Consider the following 23,067-nt stretch of genomic DNA (forward strand, 5'->3'; position numbering starts at 1 on the left):
TATTTTATTAATTATTACTACTTGTTTATGGAGTAATGGTCCATGACGCAAAATATTGCTGACCAATTAAACCAGCGCCCAATACCTGAGCATATTCCTTACCACCTATGTTTGCAGCACCAATTTTTAAAGTAGACTTTAATTTAGGAAAACTATAATTCACTTGAGCATCAATAACTGTTGCTGCATCAATCATACCATCCACCATTGAAGACTGCCATAAATATGAGCTACTCCATCTTCCACTAATATTAAACCCAAAGTTATCAAATAATTTTTCATTACCAAAAGATGCTTTAGCTCTATGTTTAGGCGTGTTAAATCCTGCTTCAAAACTGGCATCTTGAGATTGATCGAAATTAAATTCAGCATAATTATAATTTACACTTACTTCGAAATCTTTATAGACTTTTTTAGATAAACCTAAACCAAAACCTAAAGATTTAATTTCTACATCTGTATTTGTATATAATTGATACGCTCTATAATCACCACCTTTAAGAGCTGCAACAGTTTGAAAACCTGTATCAGCTGGATTAACTACAGTACTGGGATTATCTTGCACGATTCCGTAATAAGGAGCTACAACATTTAAATTACCAATAAAATCATTATACACATTGTAGTACCCATTAATATCCACTGAAACATCACTTATATACGAGCGGTAACCTAACTCAAATGCTTTTACCTGCTCTGGTTTAACATAATTTACATTTGTTATTTGCAACAAACTAGCATTTCCTGTTGCAGAAAAAGCGCCAACAGAAGCTGCGGTGTACGAATTGTTATACGCATTAAGACCCGTTAAAGTTACAGTATTTGATCCTAAAATCAACTGCCCGAAATCAGATATTTTTCCACTTCCATCAATATCGTCACCTCTAACTTCAGAAAATCTAGTTAAATTATCTGGAGCTGACCCTAACAAAACCGCGCTACCTACGTTAAAACCAATGTATTGATCTTGTGTAGATGGATTTCTAAAACCCGTTTGAAACGAAGCTCTAAAATTGTGCTTTCTACTTTCACCTCCCGAATACACAAACGAAACCCTAGGTGAAACATTACCATCAAAATTCTTTGATTTATCGTAACGTACTGATCCTGTAAATTTTAAACGATCATCTAATAGCTTTTTAGATAATTGTGTATAAGCACCGTACTCATTATAATAAATTGGTCCATCAGCATCAGTATAGATTCTACCAAAAGAATTCAGTTCATATTGACGGTAAGACCCACCAACTTGCACCTCTGCAAATTTTATTAAATCTTTAAAATTATAATTAGCATCAGAATGGTAGATTTTAGAATTATCAACCAATTTAGAACCATTAAGAACACTTTCCCCAGCAATTACTTTATTAAAGGCATTCTTAAAAGCTTGTGTTCCCGGCATCAATCTAGTCCCTCTTGGATCATTTCCATTTACATTAGGCGTCAACACCAATCCCCCTATTAAACCTGTTGGACTAATATTATAATCAGCAAAATTTCTAGCACCAGCATGCGCTTCTGCAGCCACTTGACCAGCGAGTCTAGCATTTGCAAATGCATTACCGTAATCAGTAAACCAGTTTTTATCTGACTTCCATTCTCTATTCACATTTATACCTGTAAACAACATATCATACGAATCACCTCCATCCTCAGTGGTAGTATACCCTCTCACGAAGAAGTTTTTTCCTTTTATTTCCAACTTATGTTGTTGCATAAAAAAATTATTCAAGTAATACCTATTAGCCCCTTGATAAACTGCGTTACCATAACCAAATTTACTTTGCCAAATCACTTCGAGATTCTCATTTCCAAAAGGTCTATAATGTAAAGAAAAATCAATTTTGGTATTACTAGCCTTGTTATCGGTAAGATCCGTTTCATTATATCCTGTTCTTGAAATTTTCTCAGTTGGTAATGTTGGAGCAGAAATTATAGTAGCAACCTCATCTCCATATACATTAATACCATCGTAACCATAATGACTTCTATCTCTTCCTGCAACTGTTTTATCGTTAGTATTCGTGGCATACCAGTCCGTACCACGCATGTAAGTAAAATTAGCTTTAGCTGCTAATTTCGGACTAAAAGCATGTGCCATGCGTATTCCGTAATCTACATATTCATTATTTCCAGCTGCTTTTTGAGAAGTTTGCCCAAATTTTGCATAAGCAGTAATCCCTTGGCTAGTAAACGGACTTTTGCTTGTCATGAATAAAATACCATTAAAAGCATTTGCACCATACAATGCAGATGAAGCACCCGGCAAAAGCTCCACACTCTGAACATCAATTTCAGAAATACCAATCATATTCCCCAATACAAAGTTCAATAGTGGAGAAGCATTATCCATCCCATCAACTAATTGCATAAAACGAGTATTGGCTACTGTAGCAAATCCACGAGTGTTTATTGATTTAAAAGACAAACTACTCGTATTCATTTGAACTTCTTTCATATTCTCCAGACCATCATAAAAAGATGCAGAAGCTGATTTCTTTATATCAGCAACACTCATTCTTTCAATCGTCACAGGAGACTCTAAAACACGTTCAGGAGTTCTAGACGCCGAAACAACAATTTCATTAAGCAGGTTGTCCTCTTCACTTAAGACAACATTCACTTTTTGATTGTTACTAGTAATGTTTACTTTTTTAGCAACGAATCCTATACTCGAAACTTCAATAGTAAAAGGGAAAATTTTTGTAGTTTTTAAAACAAACTTACCGTCAAAATCAGTCACTGCTCCATCTGAAGCACCAACAATTTTAACATTCGCTCCAACAATAGCTTGACCCCCACTCTCTAACACAGAACCTGATATTGAATTCTGAGCAAAACTGAGGCTGCAGAAAAATAATGCTAACAAAAGTAAATTAATTTTCATTTGGTTGTTTTTAATGATTAGTACAGCCAAAATACAAATAATATTCATATTATCAGTAAAACAGTAAATTAAATAAACATATTACAATAAATATAGACTTTTTTAACACTAAACTATAAATATTGTTTTTATATTATAATTAGTTATTATGTTAAAAAATTACAATAAACTATGCACGCATAAGAAAATGAACTAAATATTGAATTAATCATAAAAATGCATCATTTGACTTCATTCCATAAAAAAAGCGAGATAAATATCTCGCTTTTCAAATTTATAATAAAATACTGTTTATTCAACAGTTACTGATTTTGCCAAATTACGGGGTTGATCCACATTACATTCTCTCATGACAGCGATGTGATAAGACAACAATTGCAAAGGTATTGTAGTAATTAGAGGCGAAAGTGCATCAGACGTTTCTGGAATTTCGATAACAAAATCAGCTAATTTACGCACCTCAGTATCTCCTTTGGTTACGATTGCAATAATCCTTCCACTTCTGGATTTTATCTCTTGAACATTACTTACAATTTTATCATAATGACCCTGCTTTGGAGCAATAACCACTACCGGCATATGTTCATCAATCAAAGCAATAGGACCATGTTTCATTTCGGCTGCAGGATATCCTTCAGCATGAATATATGAAATTTCTTTTAATTTTAAAGCACCCTCTAAAGCTACCGGAAAATTATAACCTCTACCTAAATAAAGACAGTTTGGTGCATCAATAAATGTTGCAGCAATTTCCTTAGCAATATCATTAGTAGTTTCTAAAGCTTCTTTAACTTTCTCAGGAATTAACTCTAACTCCTGCAAATACATGTGATAATCTGAGTGAGATAGCGTCCCTTTGGCCTTAGCCAAACGCAAAGCAATCATTGTTAAAACAGTGATTTGAGTTGTAAAAGCTTTTGTTGAAGCTACTCCAATCTCAGGACCTGCATGTGTATAAGCTCCCGCATGAGTTTCTCTAGAAATAGAAGAACCTACCACATTACAAACACCAAAAACAAAGGCACCTTTTTCTTTAGCTAATTTAATAGCTGCCATAGTATCAGCAGTTTCTCCAGATTGAGAAATTGCAATAACCACATCCTTACGTCCTATAATTGGATTTCTGTATCTAAACTCAGACGCATATTCTACTTCAACAGGAACCCGAGCAAATTCTTCAAAAATATACTCAGCTACTAAACCAGCATGCCATGATGTACCACATGCTACAATAATTATCCTATCAGCATTTAAAAATTTCTCAAGATTATCTTCAATACCTGCCATTCTAATAATACCTTCATTAGCATGTAATCTCCCTCTGTAAGTATCTTTAATTACGCTTGGTTGTTCATAAATTTCTTTAAGCATAAAGTGATCGTAACCACCTTTTTCAATTTGCTCTAAATTCATTTTTAGTTCCTGAATGTAGGGATCAACTAAAGAATCATCTTTAATTTTCCTAACTTTCATTTGCTTATGAAGTCTAATATTAGCCATTTCACCATCCTCTAAATACACTGCATTTGAAGTGTATTCAATAAACGGAGAGGCATCAGAAGCAATAAAATACTCCCCTTCACCTATACCAATTGCTAATGGACTTCCTAATCGAGCCGCAACAATTTCGTTTGGATTTTTTTTATCGAAAACAGCTATTGCATAAGCTCCAACAACTTGATTTAATGCTACTTGTACTGCTTTTCCTAACTTAAGCTTTTCTTTTCTTTGAACCTCTTCAATAAGATTTACTAAAACCTCAGTATCGGTATCAGAATGAAAAACATAGCCTCTTTTTATTAATTCTTCTTTCAATGGTGCATAATTTTCAATTATCCCATTATGAATAATCACTAAATCACCAGAATTAGATTCATGAGGGTGTGAATTTACATCATTAGGAACACCATGCGTAGCCCATCTTGTATGACCTATACCTACTGTACCATTCGTTGTTATTTCTGTAGCCGCTTTTTGCTCTAGATCAACTACTTTACCCTTAGTCTTACAAAGTTTAATAGCCTCACCATCGTAAATCATTACTCCAGCACTATCATAACCTCTATATTCTAGTCTTTTTAAGCCTTTTATAACAATAGGATAAGCTTCTCTATAACCAATATATCCAACAATTCCGCACATATTTTTTTAATTAGATTTTGTATAATAAATTTCAATCTTCAACCTTTTCTTGTCGTCAACAACAGGAGAAGAACCATATAAAACAACCCCTTGCGGACTCATTACTGATGCTTTAGCTACCTTTGAAATAGTAGTATTAGCTGTTTTCAAACTACTTGATGTAATAACATTAATATCTTGAGTTACCACCAAACCTAATTTAACATTAGTTGAATCAGAGTTCTTAACAAGGTTTCGTATTTGATTTGTAATTCTTATTTTATAATAATTATCAGTCGCTGATTCTGTATTCAAAATACCGTCATATATCAACTTTCCATTTTGAGACGTTGTACCTGTAGTAGGGTCAAAACCATAATCTACAATTGCGCTACTATTATTTAAATCATAAAGATAAACTCTGTTTACTTTATTTTCATTTGCAATAGCATCATCAACATGGAAAACTAGATTTGCTTCATTAATCAACCAACCATTAGCTCTAATTAAATCTATTTCATCTGCAACACCATTAGGAGCTCCAGTCTTACCATCAACTCCATAAAGATCTTTACCAAAAAGTTCTATAACAGCCATTGAACCTTCTCCTCCTTTTAAATACAACTTGTCATCACCAACTGTTTTATTAATATTACTAACTGATGTAGCATTAGTATAACTAGCCTTACTGTTACTTTCCTGCAATAAACTCACCGTATTACCGGTAAGATTAAGCACAATAGATTTATCTACCCTAGTCTCATCAGTCGCAGAGGTGTTTTCTTTATAATTAACCGTAATTTTACCTTTTGTAAAATCAAGAACAGCTAAACTTGAAGGACTCGATCCTGATTTTTCTACTTTAAAATACAAACCTCTAAAATATTCTCTAAAAACATCATTAGTAGCTAATTTACCGCTAGCGATAGCATCCATTATTTTTGTTTTAAAGAAAGTAGTATTAAGATTTAAACGCATTCCAGGAGCTTCTCTTGTAACAACTTCTACACCATCTTTAGTTTCTGATTTTTTATATTGAGCAGCACTAAATACGAACTCATCATTTTCACTTGTGATTCCGGAATCATTCAACCTTGTCCCAACTTTAGCAACATCAAAAGCAGCATTTTCGTTCGTATAATATTTTTGTACTTCACTAAGACTTGTCGTAGGATCTAAGGTTCTCATAAAATAACCAGATTCATAAACACTTAGTTTTATTTTACCATCACTTGGCCCATAGATAGAAGATAGCTCATAAGTTCCATCACCACTAGATGCATCAGTTGAAACTAAAGTACTTGTATAAGGAATCGTTAATACCACACTCTCAATAACAGGATTGACGCCTAGCGTAGGATTTGGACTAGCTAAAGAAATTTGCGTAGCAAAATTTGCAATATTAGTACCAAAAGCTTCTGTTTCATAAATACCTAAAGCATTTACAGCAAGGTTTTGAGACTCTACTGGGCTCACTTTTTGATTATAAGCAACCACACTTGCGGTATACTTATCAAAACCAAAATGATTATCACCTATCAATCCGTCACCAATAGAATTATAATCTTTATCACAAGAATATGAAAACACGACTAAAACTGCTAGAAGAATTTTCTTAAAAAAAGAATTATTGAACATATAATAATAAATATTTAAATTTTACAACGCTTCGTTATTATAAAAATTGCTATACGCTTCTGCGAAAGCATCTTTAGCGACGAAAGGTAAAAAAGGTTTTCCTGAAGATTCTATATATTTTGTTAAACTTGGAGAAAGCCCTTCTGAAGCAATAATTACCCCATCAGAATGGTCTATGGTTGCTTTTATTATACTCTCATAATCTGGATTTTTCAATCCTTCAATAGCGTCTAATGGCACACCGTCAAGTTGTATTTTATTAATCATTTCAGCATCTAAAGTACCTTCAAAAGATTGACTATAAACTGATGTTATGATTTTTGTATCGGAAAATAAAGCTTCATTTTTATAATAATGCTTCATGTAAATAGGCAACATCGCAGCCATCCAACCATGAACATGAATAATATCAGGAACCCAATTCAGTTTCTTAACTGTTTCAACCACTCCTTTAGCAAAAAAGATCGCACGCTCATCATTATCAGCATACATCACCCCTTCTTCATCAGCAAAAGTTGCTTTACGCTTAAAATATTCATCATTATCGATAAAGTAAACTTGAATGCGCTCTTTTGGGATTGATGCCACTTTAATAATTAAAGGCATATCCAAATCGTTCACTACCAAATTCATACCTGAAAGCCTAATCACTTCATGTAATTGATGTCTTCTCTCATTTATATTTCCATATCTTGGCATGAAAATCCTTATTTGTCCTCCCTGATCATTAACCATCTTGGGTACATCATAAGACATTAAAGAAACTTCATTTTCAGCTAAATAAGGCACCACTTCAGATGATACGTATAATATCCTCTTATCTTTCATATTGTAATTTGCTTAGTTTATTGGTAATAAAAACCACGCAAAATTACAAAAATTTATGCAGTTATTAACTAATATATTATGTTTGCATATAATTTAAATAAAATAACGATGCATATTTTCAATGGAAAGGCCGATTTAATAGCACATTTGACCGCTATTAATACCAGTAATTCTACTATTGGTTTTGTTCCAACTATGGGTGCAATTCACAAAGGACACCTATCTTTACTGCAACAATCACTTTCAGAAAACGATACTACTGTAATCAGCATTTTTGTAAATCCCACGCAATTTAACAACCCCGAAGATTTACTAAAATACCCCAGAACTCTTGAAGAAGATGTACAGAAAATAGCCACTTTAAATAAAACAATTCTAGTATACGCTCCTACAGTGGCAGATATTTATGACAAAAAAATTAGCTCTGAAGAATTTAATTTTGATGGATTAGAGCACCAAATGGAAGGGAAGTTTAGACCTGGACATTGGGACGGCGTAGGAACTGTAGTAAAAAAACTATTTGAAATTGTTAATCCTACAAATGCTTATTTTGGAGAAAAAGACTTTCAGCAATTGCAAATTGTTAAGAAAATGGTCGAAAAAAACAAACTCTCCGTTAACGTAATTGGATGCAGCATCTTTAGAGAGCCTTCAGGCCTAGCAATGAGTTCTCGAAATGAAAGATTAACAGCTGAACAAAGAGAGGAAGCTGCTTTTATTTACAAATTACTTCAAGAAACAAAAGAAAAGTTTCAAGAACACACAGCACAAGAAGTAACAAAATGGGTGACCGATAACTTTGCTGATAAACCTTCGTTTGATTTAGAATATTTTCAAATAGCCGAAGAGGATAGCCTTTTACCTTGTGAAACAAAAATAGAAACAAAAAAATACCGTGCTTTCATTGCTGTTTTTATGAATAAAGTCAGATTGATCGATACGATTTCATTAAATTAAATTACTTTTGTAGTATGCAAATTCAAGTATTAAAATCAAAGATCCACAGAGTAAAAGTTACTGGAGCCGATTTAAATTATATCGGTAGTATTACTATAGACGAAAACCTTTTAGAAGCTTCAAATATTATTGAAGGTGAAAAAGTTGCTATTGTCAACATCAATAACGGAGAACGTTTTGAAACTTACGCTATTAAAGGTGAAAGAAATTCTGGCGAAATAACACTTAATGGACCCGCAGCTAGAAAGGTTCAAAAAGATGATATTATTATTATTATCGCTTACGCCACTTTAGAATTTGAAGAAGCAAAAACTTTCAAACCTTGGATAATTTTTCCAAATGAAAAAGACAACTCATTAACATAAAATAGTTCTTAGAGAACATCCAATTATCCCCATTAAAAAACTATTTTTGATGGGGATTTTTCAATAATCGTATTTCCAAACTATAAAGCAATACCTTAAATCCAAATTATAAAGACAACCAATATGTATTTCAAATAAAGTATTATATTGGTAGCCATTTACGTATTTTTTATTATCTAAAATCAAACCAATGAAAAACTATTTTCTATTACTATTCTTTTCTTTAACCGTGTTTTCTCAAAAAAAAGTTGAAGATTTTAAGTCTGTTAGCTTGAACGAAACAAGAGAAATTAGCATCACACTTCCTGCATCTTACGAAAGCAACACAACAAAAGAATACCCATTATTAGTTTTACTAGATGGACAATACCTGCACGATCCTTTTTACGGTGCCATTAGCTATGCCTCATATTGGGATGACTTACCTGAAATAATTATTGTTACCATAAATCAAAACAACAGCAAACAAAGGCAAGAAGACTGCGCTTTTGATGAAGCCGATGGCTTACCTACAAAAAAAGCTACTGCCTTTTTCAATTTCATTAGCTATGAATTATTACCTTATATCGAAGGTAAATATAGAACCGCTCCTTTTAAAATTATAGCAGGTCTTGATACTACAGCAGGTTTTATAAATGCTTTTTTATACAAAGACAATCCTATTTTTAATGCTTATATTTCCCTAAGCCCAGAACTAGCTACTGAAATGGAATATTATGTTGCTGATAAATTAAAGGCGGTAAAAAAACCTATTTTTTACTATCAAGCATTAGCATCTGGCGACATCAAGCAAATGAAAGGTCCCATTCAAAAATTAAATGAGAACATAAAAAAAATAGAAAACCCTCTGCTTAATTATAAATATGATGAGTTTAATGCGTCACATTATTCTTTAGCACTTTACGCGATTCCGAATGCTTTGTATCAAATATTTGATGTTTACAAACCCATTTCGTCAGCTGAATTCAATGACAAAATTGTAATTCTACAAGAAGGACACACTGATTATTTGATTAACAAATACGATATCATCAACAATAAACTAGGATTAAAAATCCCAGTTAGAATTAATGATTTCAAAGCCATTGAAGCCGCAATCCTAAAAAACAATGCATACTGGGAGTTAGATAAATTAGCTGAAATAGCTGATAAAAATTACCCTAAATCAATGCTTTCATCTTATGAATTAGGTTTAATGTTCGAAAAAAAGGGTGACCAAAAAAGAGCTGCAAGGTATTACCAATTAGCTTCACAAATGGAACCTATTGGCGACCTGACAAAAGACATGATGATCGATAAATATTACGATATAACACACCAAAAAGAAGAACCAGATGGCAAAAGTAAAAACTAGTTTTTTTTGTCAAAGTTGTGGCGCCCAATATGCAAAATGGCAGGGCCAATGTAACTCCTGTAAAGAATGGAACACTATTGCCGAAGAAATAATTCAAAAAGAAGAAAAAGTTGCTTGGAAAACTGAATCTACAGCACAAAGTAAAGCGCCAAAACCGCTAAGAATAAATGAAATTGATGCTACTCAGGAAATCCGAATGGATACTACTGATGCAGAATTGAATCGTGTTTTAGGTGGCGGAATTGTTCCTGGATCATTAACGCTTCTAGGGGGTGAGCCTGGTATTGGTAAGAGTACTTTACTATTGCAAGTCTCTTTAAAATTACCCTATAAAACGTTATATGTTTCGGGTGAAGAAAGTCAGAAACAAATAAAAATGCGCGCCGAAAGGATTACGCCTACCAGCGACAATTGTTACATTCTTACTGAAACAAAGACACAAAATATCTTCAAGCAAATTGAAGCGATCCAGCCTGAAATTGTAATTATAGATTCAATCCAAACATTACATACTGATTATATTGAATCGACTGCGGGAAGCATTTCTCAAATTAGAGAAACCACTGCTGAACTAATTAAATTTGCTAAAGAAACAAACATTCCGGTAATTCTAATTGGTCACATTACTAAAGATGGAAATATCGCTGGTCCAAAAATTTTGGAACACATGGTGGATACCGTATTGCAATTTGAAGGTGATAGGAATCATGTTTATCGAATATTACGCTCGTTAAAAAATCGTTTTGGCTCCACAGCCGAAATTGGAATTTACGAAATGCTTGGCAGCGGATTAAGAGAGGTCTCCAACCCTTCAGAAATATTAATATCGCACAAAGACGAAGAACTTTCTGGAACAGCAATTGCAACAACTTTAGAAGGCATGCGCCCATTAATGATTGAAATACAATCCTTAGTAAGCACTGCAGTTTACGGAACACCACAACGAAGTACCACAGGTTACAATGCCAAAAGATTGAATATGATTCTAGCTGTTCTCGAAAAAAGGGCTGGTTTTAGGCTTGGCGCCAAAGATGTCTTTCTAAACGTAACCGGCGGAATATCAGTAGACGATCCTGCGATCGATTTAGCAGTTGTTGCAGCTATTTTATCCTCTAATGAAGATATTCCTGTAAATAAAGATTTTTGCTTTGCCGGAGAGGTAGGTTTATCTGGTGAAATTCGCCCTGTTAATAGAGTGGATCAACGCATTCAAGAAGCAGAAAAACTAGGTTTCTCTACCATTTTTGTTTCTAAATACAATAAAATCGCATTAAAAAACCCAGGTATAAAAATTCAACTAGTTACTAAGATTGAAGACATAGCAAGCATGCTTTTTGGGTAGTAACCCTATGGAAAAAAATAAAAAAACAGCTGACTATTTAAGATTTAATTCACTGATTTTCAATACTATTTTCGTAATTTTATATCAAAACTATAATATAGTACTAATTTAAAAAAATTACAAGATGAAGAAGCAAACTGGTATATGGATTGACTCTAGAAAAGCAATCATTGTAACTTTAAATAATGGTAAAGAAACTGTAACGGAAATTGAATCTGATTTAGAGAACCGAATCTATCACGATAAAGAAGGTGACAAAGGAAGTTTTATTGGTCATCAACATATTGACTCTCAAAATACATTTGACGAAAGACGAAAACACGAGATTAATAACTATTTTAAAGGAATCATTGCAAAAATAAACGATACCGATGAACTTTATATTTTTGGCCCTGCAGAAACAAAAACTAAGTTAGAACATAAAATTAATATTGAAAAATCAACTTTACCCAGCAAATTAAAATTAGTAGAAACTTCAGACAGTATGACTTCCAACCAAATTGTTGCTAAAGTAAAAAAGTTTTTCGCACAATAAAATAGCCAATTAATCTCTTTTTAATCACATACTTTAAAACTACGACCTAATCCTTGTAGTTTTTTTATGCCTTGTAAATAAACTAAACATTATATTTTTTCACAATAACAAAATATATTCCCCACTATTCAGTTAAATTTGTTTGCGTAATGCAGTAATTAAATCAAGGAAGCATTTAAGTCATTGCTAAACGCAACACGATTAATGAAAAATAAAAAACGTAAAATAAAAATTAGCTTAACAATTCTTGTACTAATGCTATTAGCATTATTTACAGGCTTTATCATTTTTAGAGACACACTACTTCAGCAGGCCATACAAAAGGTTTCCAGTAAATTGGATCAAAAATACAACAGTAAATTCACCGTAGAAAAAGCCGAATTCAATGGGCTTACTGGAATAAAACTAACTAAAATCACATTAGTTCCTAAAGATGCTGATACCCTTTTTGATATTCAAAAAATGGAAACAAGCATAAACTTCTGGCATTTGTTCTCTGGCGACATTCAACTTGGCACCTTAAAAATAAACAATGGCTTAGTTCAACTTATACAAAAAGGAGACCGTAAAAATTTCGCGGCTTTTTTAAAAAAAGATAGTAGTGAAGTGGCTACAAATGATAAAAGAGATTATGCTGTCTTTGCTTACCGCATTATCTCCAAAGTACTGAATTTGATTCCCACCGACATGAAAATCGAGAATCTAAAGTTTAAAATAGACGATAACGGCAAGAAAGCATTTATTGATATTCAAGATTTAGTTTTGGCAAACTCAAATATGGAAACAGCTATTAATGTTCAAACAAATACTTTTTCACAACGCTGGAAAATAAAAGGCTTCGCTGATCCTCGAAATAAAAAAGCTGATCTGCGTTTTTTTAACAGGGATACTGGCGCTATTAAAGTGCCTTATTTTGATGAACGTTACAATTTAATAGCAAGTTTCGACTCCATTAGACTGAATATTGAAAACATTGACCGTAGTGGTAACGAATTGCATATTGACGGCTTTACATCAATAGTGAATTTAAAGATTAATCATCCTAAAATTGCTGCGAAAGATGTGGTCATCAAGAACGCACGATTGGATTACCGTTTATTATTAGGCTCTGATTTTGTTGCGGTAGATAGCAATTCAACAGCTCAGTTTAATTCGATTAAATTCCGTCCATACTTGTCTTATGAAACTGAGTCTGATACGATTTACAAGCTCAAAGTTAACATTCCCAAAATGAAAGCGCAAGATTTCATCAATTCACTTCCTGATGGATTATTTACCCATTTTCAAGGAATGGAAGCTGAGGGTAATTTTGATTACAAGCTTGATTTTAAATTCAATAAAAACAAACCTGATCAATTAGTCTTTGACAGTAACATTAATAAAGAAAATCTAAAAATAACTAAATACGGAGAAGCTAATTTGAACAAACTCAACGGCGAGTTTATCTATAGAGCAATCATAAAAGAGGTATTGCAACGTCCTATTTTAGTTGGTAATGCTAATGCAAATTATACGCCCATGAGCGCAATTTCGCCTTATCTTAAAAAGTGTGTTTTAACTACCGAAGACCCTTCATTCTTCTCGCATCACGGGTTTATAAATGAAGCATTTAAACAATCTATTGTCAAGAACATTAAAACTAAAAAATTCGCTCGCGGTGCCAGCACCATAAGCATGCAATTAATTAAAAATGTTTTTTTAACTCGAGAAAAAACAGTCTCTAGAAAGTTAGAGGAAATTCTATTAGTTTACATTTTAGAAAATAACAGAATCGTTAGTAAAGAACGCATGCTCGAAGTGTACTTTAATATTATTGAATGGGGGCCTAATGTTTACGGAATAGGAGAAGCTAGTAAATTTTATTTTCAAAAAAAACCCGATCAATTAAACTTTAATGAATGCTTGTACCTTGCACGAATTATTCCAAGCCCAAAAAAATTCATGTACCAGTTTAATGATCAAGGAAAACTAAAAGAGTTTGCTGCGCAGCAAGAACGTTTCCTAACGAACATTATGCTTAAAAGAGGCTTATTAGCTATTGATGACACCATTTATAAATCATTACCGCTATTTATTTCTGGCCCAGCTAGATCTTATCTTCGCATTAAAGCTCAAGATACTGTTGCTGTAGATTCTGTAAAAGTAAGTGATGAATTTGATTTTTAGACCCAATGAATTACTGATTTTTATTTAAAACTAAATACATACTAGTTTAAAAAATTTGCTATAAAAAAAGTGTTCCATTTTCAAAACATGAAAACGGAACACTTTTTTATTTAAAAATTCTTATAATTAAGGTGCTGGATCAGGAATTATTGCCTGTACACCATCAATTGCTTTTAAAACATCTTCAGATAAAGTGACATTGATGGTATCTATATTTTCTTTTAATTGTCCCAAAGTAGTTGCTCCAATAATAGTACTCGTCAAAAACGGTTTTTGTTCGATAAAAGCAAGTGCTAATTCCGTTAACGTTAATCCATTTTTAACTGCAATTTCATGGTATAATTTTGTTGCCTCAGTACATTGAGCGCTATTGTATCTTGTGTATTGTGGGAACAAGTTGATTCTTGCTTTTGGATGACTTTCTCCCGTTAAAAACTTACCTGATAAAACTCCAAATCCCATTGGCGAATAAGCCAACAAACCTACATTTTCTCTAGCGCAAATCTCAGAAGAAGCATTTTCAAAAAGTCGATTTAACAGCGAATAAGGATTCTGTATCGTTTTTACTCGAGGCAAATTATTGTATTTATTCTCCTCTAGAAAACGCATAATTCCCCACGCATTTTCATTAGAAAGACCTATGTGTTTTATTTTTCCTTCTTTCACAAATCCATCAAGAGTAGTTAATACTTCATGAATATTATCTTCCCACTCATCATCCTGTAATGTAAAACCACGTTGACCAAAGGTATTTGTTTTTCTTTCTGGCCAGTGCAATTGATACAAGTCCAAATAATCCGTTTGCAAACGTTTCAAACTATTGTCTAAGGCATATTTAATACTTTCAGGAGAAAAGTCAACCTTGTCACGCATATAAGTAAAATTAGGATTTGGACCTGCAATTTTTGAAGCCAAAACTACCTCTTCTCTCCTACCTGATTTTTTTAACCAAGTTCCAATTACTTTTTCTGTACTTCCGTAAGTTTTTTCACTTGCTGGAATAGAATACATCTCGGCAGTATCAAAAAAATTCACGCCACGTTCTAAGGCATAATCCATTTGAGCATGTCCTTCAGCTTCTGTATTTTGTTGACCAAAAGTCATTGTACCTAAACAAATCTTGCTAACTTTTATATCGGTATTGGGTAATGTAGTATATTTCATTATATTTTTATTCGATTTTGAAAACACAAAGTTACAAAGGTTTTTATAATAGAAAAGGCTCAAAGAATGTCTTTGAGCCTTTTTTAACTTTTACTTAATAGTAGTTTAGTTGATCTCTTTTAACATATCAGCAATTTCATCTAATCTTGGCGTTAAAATTATTTCAATTCTACGATTCTTCGCTTTTCCTTCAGCAGTAGCATTAGATGCTAGTGGGGCATATTCACTTCTTCCCGCAGCAGTAAGGTTTTGTTTGTTCACATTAGCGTTTTCTCCTAAAATAGCAACAATTGCCGTTGCTCTTTTTGTTGATAAATCCCAGTTATTAGCAATTGGCCCTGAACTAGAAAACCCATCATTATCAGTATGACCTTCAATCAAAACAGCAATATCCGGATTATCTCCCAATACTTTACCTACTTCAACTACTGCTTTCTTACCTTCAGAACCTACAGAATAACTTCCTGAATTAAAAAGCAATTTATTTTCCATAGAAACATACACTTTACCATTTTTTTGCTCTACGGTAAGTCCTTTGCCTTCAAAACTATTCAAAGCATTTGACAAGGTCTCTTTTAATTTTTTCATAGTAGCTTCTTTCGCCGCAACTAATGATTCTAATTCTTCTAAACGTTGTGCATTTTTACTCAAACGCTCTTGCTCAATCGCTAACGCTTTTGCTTTAGCATCTAATTGAGCTAACAAATCACGGTTTTTACTCATGTTAGCCTGCAACGCATCACTGCTATTTTTTTCTAAAGCACTGTAGGATTGTTGTAGAACGTCCATTTTATTTTGCAAAGCACTTTTATCAGCCAGTAGTTTATCACGTTCTGATTTCACTTTATTCATCTCTGTTTTTAAAGAATCTTGTGCCATTTCTAGCTGATTTTTATTTAACAATAGATCCGCATTACCATCAGCAAGAACTCTATTTTCTTTTTTCAAATCAGTATACTTATTCTCTAAATCAGCGTATATTTTTTTAGAAACACATGAGCTTGCAAATGCGATTACTATTAATCCTAAGGAAATTTTTTTTATCATTTTTATATTTTAAAATTGTGATTTAATTTATGCTATTTCTACTAAAACAGGGCAATGGTCTGAATGTTTTGCCTCGGGTAATATTACGGCTCTTTTTATCTTGTCTTTAAGTGGTGCGCTCACTAAACAATAATCAATACGCCATCCTTTGTTGTTTGCTCTCGCGGTAGGAACACGCATAGTCCACCAAGTATAATTATCAGGTTCTTTGTTTAAAAAACGAAAACTATCAACAAATCCATTATCTAAAAAATCAGTTAACCAGCTGCGCTCTGCAGGTAAAAACCCTGAGACATTTTTATTTCTAATAGGATCGTGAATATCAATTGCCTCATGACAAATATTATAATCACCACAAATCACAAGATTAGGGATGTCCTTTTTTAAGTCAGTAATGTAATTTTGAAAATCATCCATATACATAAATTTATGACTCAATCTTTCACTATTTGTTCCTGACGGCAAATACAAACTCATCACAGAAAGTGAATCAAAATCAACACGAATATTCCTACCCTCAAAATCCATGTGTTCAATTCCAGTACCATAAACTACATTATTGGGCTTCACTTTGCACAATATTGCGACACCACTATACCCTTTTTTTGTAGCTGGAAACCAGTAGTGATAAGGGTAACCAGCAAGCTCAAAATCCAATAACGGAATTTGCTCTGGCGTTGCCTTAATTTCCTGAAGACAAATTACATCGGGATCTGCTTGTTGCAACCAAGTTATGAAACCTTTGGAAATCGCAGCACGAATTCCGTTTACATTATAGGAGATTATTCTCATTTTTTATCCATTTTGATTTTCAAAAGTACTAAAAATAAAAAAGTTTCTCTCATAAAAACCTTAAAATCCAATCCATAAATGATTAGATAATAGAGTTTTTTTCTATCTTTGTTTTTCGCTCGAAAAATACAAAATAAATGGGTTTAGTTACCGCCAAAGAAGTTGCAAAAGCTATAAACGCTGAGAAATATGGGGTTTTCGGAACCTTTTCCGGTTGGTTATTAATGAAAGTACTTAAGATTTCTAAGCTCAATAAATTCTACGATAGAAATAAACATCTTGAAGACACTGATTTTTTAAATGCAATTGTAGACGAATTACAAATAAAATTTGAAATTCCTGAAGAAGATTTAAAACGTTTGCCCAAAGATGGCGCCTATATCACCATATCTAACCATCCGCTGGGAGGGATTGATGGTGTTTTGTTGTTAAAATTAATGCTTGAAAGAGAACCTAATTTTAAGATCATTGCTAATTTTCTTTTACACCGAATAGCCCCTTTAAAAAAATACATCATGCCAGTGAATCCTTTTGAAAATCATAAGGATATCAAATCAAGCGTGGTAGGAATCAAAGAAACGTTACGCCATTTAAGCGACGGAAAGCCATTAGGTATGTTTCCTGCAGGAGAAGTTTCTAGTTATAGAGATGGACAATTAATGGTAGACAAACCCTGGGAAGAAGGCGCAATTAAAGTAATTAGAAAAGCACAGGTCCCTGTTGTTCCTATTTATTTTCATGCTAAAAACAGCCGCCTTTTCTACTTACTTTCTAAGATTAGCGGCACTTTTAGAACTGCAAAGCTGCCATCAGAAGTTTTTAGTCAAAAAAATCGCGTTATAAAAGTACGTATCGGAAAACCAATATCTGTAGCTGAGCAAAACGAACATAAATCATTAGAAAGCTATTCAGAGTTTTTACGAAAGAAAACCTACATGCTAGCGAATCCTTTTGAAAAAGAAAGTAAATTACTAACTACGCCGCATTTAAAACTTCCAAAAAGTCCTAAAGAAATTGCAACTCCCGCTAAAAGCGAAATGATAATTGCCGAAGTAGACAAACTACGCGAGATGGATTGCAGGTTATTACAAAGTAAGAACTACGAAGTGTTTTTTGCGGAAGCGAAAAACATACCAAATGTTCTACACGAAATAGGTCGCTTGCGCGAAATCACCTTTAGAGCAGTAGGCGAAGGAACGAATGAATCCCTTGATTTAGATAAATTTGACCAATACTACCACCATTTATTTCTTTGGGATGACGAAGCTAAAAAAATAGCTGGAGCTTACCGCATGGGATTAGGGTCGGAGATTTTTCCTAAGTACGGAATTGAAGGTTTTTATTTAAATGAACTCTTCCGTTTTGAACATGAGTTACACGATATGATGCACAAATCTATTGAAATGGGTCGTGCATTTATCATCAAAGAATACCAACAAAAGCCAATGCCATTGTTCCTTTTATGGAAAGGAATCATTCATACTACATTGCGTTTCCCAGAACATAAATACCTTTTAGGTGGCGTAAGTATTAGCAATCAATTTTCTGATTTCTCAAAATCGTTAATGATTGAATTCATGAAATCAAATTATTACGATCCGTATATTGCTCAATATATTCACCCTAAAAAGGCATATAAAGTAAAATTAAAAGACGCTGATAAAGATTTCATATTTAATGAAACAGAAGCCGACTTGAATAAATTTGATAAAATTATTGATGAACTAGAGCCAGGCGTATTGCGTTTACCTGTATTGATTAAAAAATACATCAAACAAAATGCAAAAGTAGTTGCCTTCAATGTTGACCCATTATTTAATAACGCAGTAGATGGATTGATGTATATTAGAATTGCAGATATCCCTGAAAGCACCATGAAACCCGTTATGGAAGAATTTCAAGCTGAATTAGAGCGCAAACTCACTGAGAAGGAAGATTAATTTCTCTATATTATAAAAGCTAAAAAGTCTCGACAATGTCGAGACTTTTTTATGTCTTAAAATCAATTTGTTTTAAATACAGCATCAACTGGCTCCCATAGCTCAATTTTATTGCCTTCCGGATCTAGAATCCATCCGAACTTACCATAATCAAATGATTGCATTTCTCCTACAATAGTTACGCCTTCAGTTTTTAGCGTTGCTAATAATCCCTCAAGATTATGCACTCTAAAATTCTGCATGAACTGTTTTTCACTTGGCGCAAAATAAGTAGTATCAGCTGCAAATGGAGACCATTGAGTAGCACAATCGTTACCTTCATTATCTTTCCACCAAAATGTTGATCCGTAATCATCTGTTTTTAAACCAAGATATTTACCGTACCAAGCAACTAATTCTTTGGAGTTTTTAGATTTAAAGAAAAAACCACCTATTCCAATTACCCTTTTTTGCGTAACAACTTCTATTTCTGATTCAAAATATTTTGCTTTTATCTTATCTACAATAACCTGCGCTAGACGCTCGTGACTTTCAAATGTCCAACCGGCAACGTGGGGAGTCAAAATCACATTTGGCGCTTCTAATAAATATTGAAAAGCTTCAGGCGTATTATCTTCTTGAAATAGTGTTTCAAAAGACAGTTTTTCATATTCTAAGACATCAAGCCCTGCTCCTAACACTTTAGCTGATTTCATTGCTGTAACTAAATCAGCTGTAACAATATTTTTACCTCTTGAAGTATTGATTATCCAAAATGGTTTAGTAAAACCATTGATAAAAGCCGTATCGACCATTTTATCCGTTTCTGGTGTCCACGGAATATGCAAACTCAATACCTCTGCTTTTTGTTGAAATTCGGCTAACGAAACTTGTTTAGCATTTACATCGCCAACATTCTCAAGAATATCATAGCACAAAACTTCAACATCAAAACCACGCAGTTTTTTGGCAAACGATTTTCCCATATTTCCATAACCAATGATTCCAACAGTTTTTCCATCCAATTCATGGCCGCGATTACCCTCTCGATTCCAGTGACCCGAACGAATTTCCTTATCGGCTGTGTTAAATTTATTGAAAAGGGAAAGAATCATCCCTAAAGTATGCTCTGCAACAGCATTGCGATTTCCTTCAGGAGCGGCGATAAGCGTTACATTTTTGTTTGTTGCATATTCGCAGTCTATACTTTCGAGACCAGCGCCTACACGTGCTATAAACTGAAGATTTATAGCTTTATCAAGGAATTGTTTATCAATCTTAAACCGACTTCGAATAACGATTCCTTGATAGTCATGAATCTTAGCTTCTACTTCTTCTTTTGTAGAAGTAAAATCGGTATGATTTGTAAATCCTAACGCTTGCAATTGCTCCATCATAATGGGATTATTGCTATCTATATGTAGAATTTTAATATTTTCGGGATGCAACATGATCATTTATTTTCTGTTGCCCAAAGTTACAAATTAGAATTAGGATTTTTTTGTATTTGCTTTTTATAATTGTATCGCATGTACAAAGCCATAAATAACCCAAAGAAGATTAAATTGGCCATAAATTTCCATACGTTAAACTGCTTACTGTCTATAAGATCCCACATTGCCATAACTACAGCAAATACAGTTCCTCCTGCCACAAAAGCTTTCAGCATTATTTTATAAGTTGGTTTCATGATTTTATTTTTTTTATATATTCTTTTTGGTAACAATCGTAGCATTCATCATTTAAAAGCAATTTATTTCCTTCTAAAACATAAGATTGACTTGGACTGCCAGAAGTATAAACAAGCATTTGTTTGTCTCCACCAAAAATAGATTTTTTAGTTTCAATAGTATAGTTTTCGGTTGCTATTAAAGTACCATTTTCATAAATCTTAACTTCAGATTTAGAGATTTGAATTTCCTTATTGGTTGTTGGAGTTGTTGTTCTTCCAGTGATACCACCACTCATTGCAACTAATTTCCAAGTACCTTCAATAGATTGTGTATTAGTAACAGCTTCAGTAGTTGATGAACAACTAAGAAAACCGAATAACAATGCAGCAAATAATACTAACTTTTTCATAAGATATGTTTTTTAGCTAAGATGCTAATATACAACAATGGTTGCGTAATTTTTGCAAGAATATTAATCAGTGTAATTTACATGCCCGCATGAGGGATAGCAGCAAGCTACCCACGTAGCGCGTATAGCCCGACACCATTAAAAAAAGGGCTTCATTAACACTCATGCTAATAAGACCCTTTTTTTAATGGGGGAACGCTCAAAAGTCAATTCCTTATAGGTTTATCCATTGATTTTTTTAATGCTGCTTTGATTCCGCGAATTATTGATGAACTAAAACCGTGCGATTCCATTTCTCTTATTCCCGCTATGGTACAACCTTGTGGTGTAGTCACGCGATCAATTAATTGTTCTGGGCGCACTTGTTCTTTCATTAGCATTTTGGCCGCTCCTTTTACGGTTTGTGCCGTAATTTCTAGGGGCCGTTTGCCAGTCAAAACCAATCTCAATTCCAGCTTGCATAGACGCACGTATGTAACGTAATGCAAATACTGTTCCTGAGGCCGCAAGCACTGTTGCCGCATCCATTAATTTCTCATCAATAACTGGTGCTGTACCAAGATCTGCAAACAGTTTTACCACTTTTGGATCTGGCTCCGTTTTAAAAGCCCGATTCTTCCATTTTTCTATACCAGTCTGCAAAATTTTAACATAACGACATATTTATCGTTATTATTGTTGTAAATAGCTCTTAGTTACTGAGACAAAACATATTGTGTTTTTAAATCAGGATAGATTTCAAATAGAAGCTGTGCTCTTTCTACTTGGGCATGCGTCCACTTTTCTCTTCATTTATATAGTAAATAGCGACTTCTAGCTAATAACTGTTTTACAGTATATCCATTATTTTTAAAGTTGGGGGAATGTAAGTTTTGTTTTCTGATTTAGCTTGTAGTATCGGCTGGTTCTCTCTATCCATTACCTCCCAGCGGTACTTGATTCTAATTTCTTGTAATGTCTCTAAGACTAATTCATGTACATGGATGCGATCTGTTACTTGTATGGCTTTTGAAAAACATTTTTTAGCTATCAACTTCATGGTATTGGCCATATCAAGAGTGATCTCTATAACTGCTTGTCTTTTTTTTTAAATTGATTTTACTAACTTGTTCTGTTTTAGTACCAACAACAATAGCCACTAATGATCCTTTTTTGCCTTTTTCTTTTTTATTGGCTACAATAGATACAGTTCACCTTAGGACAAGGCAACTTTGTCAATTGCAAGATGAGTACATTTTAGGGTAGATAATCCATTGATGGGCATGTTTTCTAGATTCCTAACTGCTAAAAGAACTTAAATGATTTTTATACTTCCTTTGGAGTTTTTTATGGTCAACACCAAAAAAAACGCCAATGGTGTTACAGTTAATAGCGGTGTTATATATATTAATTTCTTTTAAAAAAAACCGCAAATTCTTGCATCATAAGTGTTCCCTTGTCAACTAACTGCCAATCTCATTTAACAATCTCACCATTCATTTTATCTGTCCAATGACAACGTTTAATGTGTAAGAAAATAAATTTACCTTTAGTGGGAAATCTTGAATTGTGATTCCAACCCAAAACCCTTTGGATACTAATTCCAAAGAATCAAACTCTTTGGGAGGTTTTGATTTTTCTTCAAAATAGAGATGCAAGTTTTACTCAAAATTAGTTGTAGAAACTATTTCAAAGTTCTCAATTAAAAAATCAGGGAGCATAAATTTCAAAACGTTTATAGAAGTCATATCTCATTGTTAATACTACAAAAATATTAATTTTTCTAAAACTTCCGAATCAATACATATTGTTGTGGGGAAATATTTAAATAAGGATATTTGTATTTTAAAATCTTATCCCAATGCAAGAATCTTTTAATGAGATCCTAAAA

16 protein-coding genes and 3 pseudogenes are annotated in these 23,067 nt (G+C 33.3%); 7 read left to right on the plus strand and 12 right to left on the minus strand.

The window, feature by feature from the left end; translation table 11 throughout:
- Positions 1-25 precede the first annotated feature (25 nt).
- The 4 genes from HNP99_RS13105 to HNP99_RS13120 form a co-directional block, all read right to left on the minus strand.
- Positions 26-2,887 (minus strand): TonB-dependent receptor domain-containing protein, encoded by a 2,862-nt coding sequence (locus HNP99_RS13105; RefSeq protein WP_173853832.1) that lies wholly within the window; start codon positions 2,885-2,887, stop codon positions 26-28.
- A 291-nt stretch (positions 2,888-3,178) separates the two neighbouring features.
- A complete protein-coding gene (glmS, locus tag HNP99_RS13110) occupies positions 3,179-5,029 on the minus strand; it encodes a glutamine--fructose-6-phosphate transaminase (isomerizing) (RefSeq protein ID WP_173853833.1) in 1,851 nt (616 codons plus the stop codon).
- 6 nt (positions 5,030-5,035) lie between these two features.
- Entirely contained in the window at positions 5,036-6,646 is a 1,611-nt protein-coding gene (locus HNP99_RS13115) for a DUF4270 domain-containing protein (protein ID WP_173853834.1), read from the minus strand.
- Positions 6,647-6,667: 21 nt separating this feature from the next.
- A complete protein-coding gene (locus tag HNP99_RS13120) occupies positions 6,668-7,474 on the minus strand; it encodes a glycogen/starch synthase (protein WP_173853835.1) in 807 nt (268 codons plus the stop codon).
- Between the two features lie 78 nt (positions 7,475-7,552).
- Between HNP99_RS13120 and panC the strand changes: the two genes are divergently transcribed.
- From panC to HNP99_RS13150, 6 genes are all read left to right on the plus strand, one after another.
- Positions 7,553-8,431: a pantoate--beta-alanine ligase gene (gene panC / locus HNP99_RS13125; protein WP_173853836.1), complete on the plus strand. Its 879-nt coding sequence runs from the start codon at positions 7,553-7,555 to the stop codon at positions 8,429-8,431.
- A 14-nt stretch (positions 8,432-8,445) separates the two neighbouring features.
- Positions 8,446-8,796 carry an aspartate 1-decarboxylase gene (gene panD / locus HNP99_RS13130; protein WP_173853837.1) on the plus strand — a complete coding sequence of 117 codons (351 nt, stop codon included), beginning with the start codon at positions 8,446-8,448 and terminating at the stop codon, positions 8,794-8,796.
- A gap of 190 nt (positions 8,797-8,986) precedes the next feature.
- A complete protein-coding gene (locus tag HNP99_RS13135) occupies positions 8,987-10,150 on the plus strand; it encodes an alpha/beta hydrolase (protein WP_173853838.1) in 1,164 nt (387 codons plus the stop codon).
- Positions 10,131-11,492 carry a DNA repair protein RadA gene (gene radA / locus HNP99_RS13140; RefSeq protein ID WP_173853839.1) on the plus strand — a complete coding sequence of 454 codons (1,362 nt, stop codon included), beginning with the start codon at positions 10,131-10,133 and terminating at the stop codon, positions 11,490-11,492. The genes HNP99_RS13135 and radA overlap by 20 nt, the downstream gene beginning before the upstream one ends.
- Before the next feature lie 124 nt (positions 11,493-11,616).
- Positions 11,617-12,027, plus strand: coding sequence for a hypothetical protein (locus HNP99_RS13145; protein WP_173853840.1), 411 nt, complete (start codon positions 11,617-11,619; stop codon positions 12,025-12,027).
- Between the two features lie 204 nt (positions 12,028-12,231).
- Entirely contained in the window at positions 12,232-14,193 is a 1,962-nt protein-coding gene (locus HNP99_RS13150) for a transglycosylase domain-containing protein (protein ID WP_173853841.1), read from the plus strand.
- A gap of 126 nt (positions 14,194-14,319) precedes the next feature.
- Here the strand turns inward: HNP99_RS13150 and HNP99_RS13155 are convergent, their stop codons facing one another.
- From HNP99_RS13155 to HNP99_RS13165, 3 genes are all read right to left on the minus strand, one after another.
- Positions 14,320-15,357 carry an aldo/keto reductase gene (locus HNP99_RS13155; RefSeq protein WP_173853842.1) on the minus strand — a complete coding sequence of 346 codons (1,038 nt, stop codon included), beginning with the start codon at positions 15,355-15,357 and terminating at the stop codon, positions 14,320-14,322.
- A 105-nt stretch (positions 15,358-15,462) separates the two neighbouring features.
- Positions 15,463-16,404 (minus strand): OmpA/MotB family protein, encoded by a 942-nt coding sequence (locus HNP99_RS13160; protein ID WP_173853843.1) that lies wholly within the window; start codon positions 16,402-16,404, stop codon positions 15,463-15,465.
- A gap of 27 nt (positions 16,405-16,431) precedes the next feature.
- Entirely contained in the window at positions 16,432-17,196 is a 765-nt protein-coding gene (locus HNP99_RS13165) for an exodeoxyribonuclease III (RefSeq protein ID WP_173853844.1), read from the minus strand.
- A gap of 137 nt (positions 17,197-17,333) precedes the next feature.
- On the opposite strand from HNP99_RS13165, the gene HNP99_RS13170 reads away from it, so the two are divergent.
- Positions 17,334-19,136 (plus strand): GNAT family N-acyltransferase, encoded by a 1,803-nt coding sequence (locus HNP99_RS13170; protein WP_173853845.1) that lies wholly within the window; start codon positions 17,334-17,336, stop codon positions 19,134-19,136.
- Between the two features lie 479 nt (positions 19,137-19,615).
- Here HNP99_RS13170 and HNP99_RS13180 read toward each other — a convergent pair.
- The 5 genes and pseudogenes from HNP99_RS13180 to HNP99_RS13200 form a co-directional block, all read right to left on the minus strand.
- Positions 19,616-20,566: pseudogene (locus HNP99_RS13180) on the minus strand (2-hydroxyacid dehydrogenase); the annotation flags it as partial.
- A 26-nt stretch (positions 20,567-20,592) separates the two neighbouring features.
- Positions 20,593-20,805 (minus strand): hypothetical protein, encoded by a 213-nt coding sequence (locus tag HNP99_RS13185; RefSeq protein ID WP_173853846.1) that lies wholly within the window; start codon positions 20,803-20,805, stop codon positions 20,593-20,595.
- On the minus strand, positions 20,802-21,197 hold the full coding sequence (locus HNP99_RS13190) for a hypothetical protein (protein WP_173853847.1): 396 nt from the start codon (positions 21,195-21,197) through the stop codon (positions 20,802-20,804). The genes HNP99_RS13185 and HNP99_RS13190 overlap by 4 nt, the downstream gene beginning before the upstream one ends.
- Positions 21,198-21,403: 206 nt before the next feature.
- Positions 21,404-21,779: pseudogene (locus HNP99_RS13195) on the minus strand (pyrroline-5-carboxylate reductase family protein); the annotation flags it as partial.
- Positions 21,780-22,026: 247 nt separating this feature from the next.
- A pseudogene (locus HNP99_RS13200) lies at positions 22,027-22,269 on the minus strand (transposase); the annotation flags it as partial.
- Between the last annotated feature and the right edge of the window lie 798 nt (positions 22,270-23,067).

Source organism: Flavobacterium gelidicaeli, from assembly GCF_013294005.1.
In the GTDB taxonomy this organism is placed as follows: Bacteria; Bacteroidota; Bacteroidia; order Flavobacteriales; family Flavobacteriaceae; genus Flavobacterium.

Coding starts and splice junctions, on each gene's coding strand:
- HNP99_RS13120 (WP_173853835.1), bottom strand. CDS start 7,474: ATGAAAGATAAGAGGATATTATACGTATCATCTGAAGTGGTGCCTTAT.
- HNP99_RS13190 (WP_173853847.1), bottom strand. CDS start 21,197: ATGAAAAAGTTAGTATTATTTGCTGCATTGTTATTCGGTTTTCTTAGT.
- radA (WP_173853839.1), top strand. CDS start 10,131: ATGGCAAAAGTAAAAACTAGTTTTTTTTGTCAAAGTTGTGGCGCCCAA.
- panD (WP_173853837.1), top strand. CDS start 8,446: ATGCAAATTCAAGTATTAAAATCAAAGATCCACAGAGTAAAAGTTACT.
- HNP99_RS13145 (WP_173853840.1), top strand. CDS start 11,617: ATGAAGAAGCAAACTGGTATATGGATTGACTCTAGAAAAGCAATCATT.
- HNP99_RS13185 (WP_173853846.1), bottom strand. CDS start 20,805: ATGAAACCAACTTATAAAATAATGCTGAAAGCTTTTGTGGCAGGAGGA.
- panC (WP_173853836.1), top strand. CDS start 7,553: ATGTTTGCATATAATTTAAATAAAATAACGATGCATATTTTCAATGGA.
- HNP99_RS13160 (WP_173853843.1), bottom strand. CDS start 16,404: ATGATAAAAAAAATTTCCTTAGGATTAATAGTAATCGCATTTGCAAGC.
- HNP99_RS13105 (WP_173853832.1), bottom strand. CDS start 2,887: ATGAAAATTAATTTACTTTTGTTAGCATTATTTTTCTGCAGCCTCAGT.
- HNP99_RS13115 (WP_173853834.1), bottom strand. CDS start 6,646: ATGTTCAATAATTCTTTTTTTAAGAAAATTCTTCTAGCAGTTTTAGTC.
- HNP99_RS13165 (WP_173853844.1), bottom strand. CDS start 17,196: ATGAGAATAATCTCCTATAATGTAAACGGAATTCGTGCTGCGATTTCC.
- HNP99_RS13155 (WP_173853842.1), bottom strand. CDS start 15,357: ATGAAATATACTACATTACCCAATACCGATATAAAAGTTAGCAAGATT.
- HNP99_RS13135 (WP_173853838.1), top strand. CDS start 8,987: ATGAAAAACTATTTTCTATTACTATTCTTTTCTTTAACCGTGTTTTCT.
- HNP99_RS13150 (WP_173853841.1), top strand. CDS start 12,232: ATGAAAAATAAAAAACGTAAAATAAAAATTAGCTTAACAATTCTTGTA.
- HNP99_RS13170 (WP_173853845.1), top strand. CDS start 17,334: ATGGGTTTAGTTACCGCCAAAGAAGTTGCAAAAGCTATAAACGCTGAG.
- glmS (WP_173853833.1), bottom strand. CDS start 5,029: ATGTGCGGAATTGTTGGATATATTGGTTATAGAGAAGCTTATCCTATT.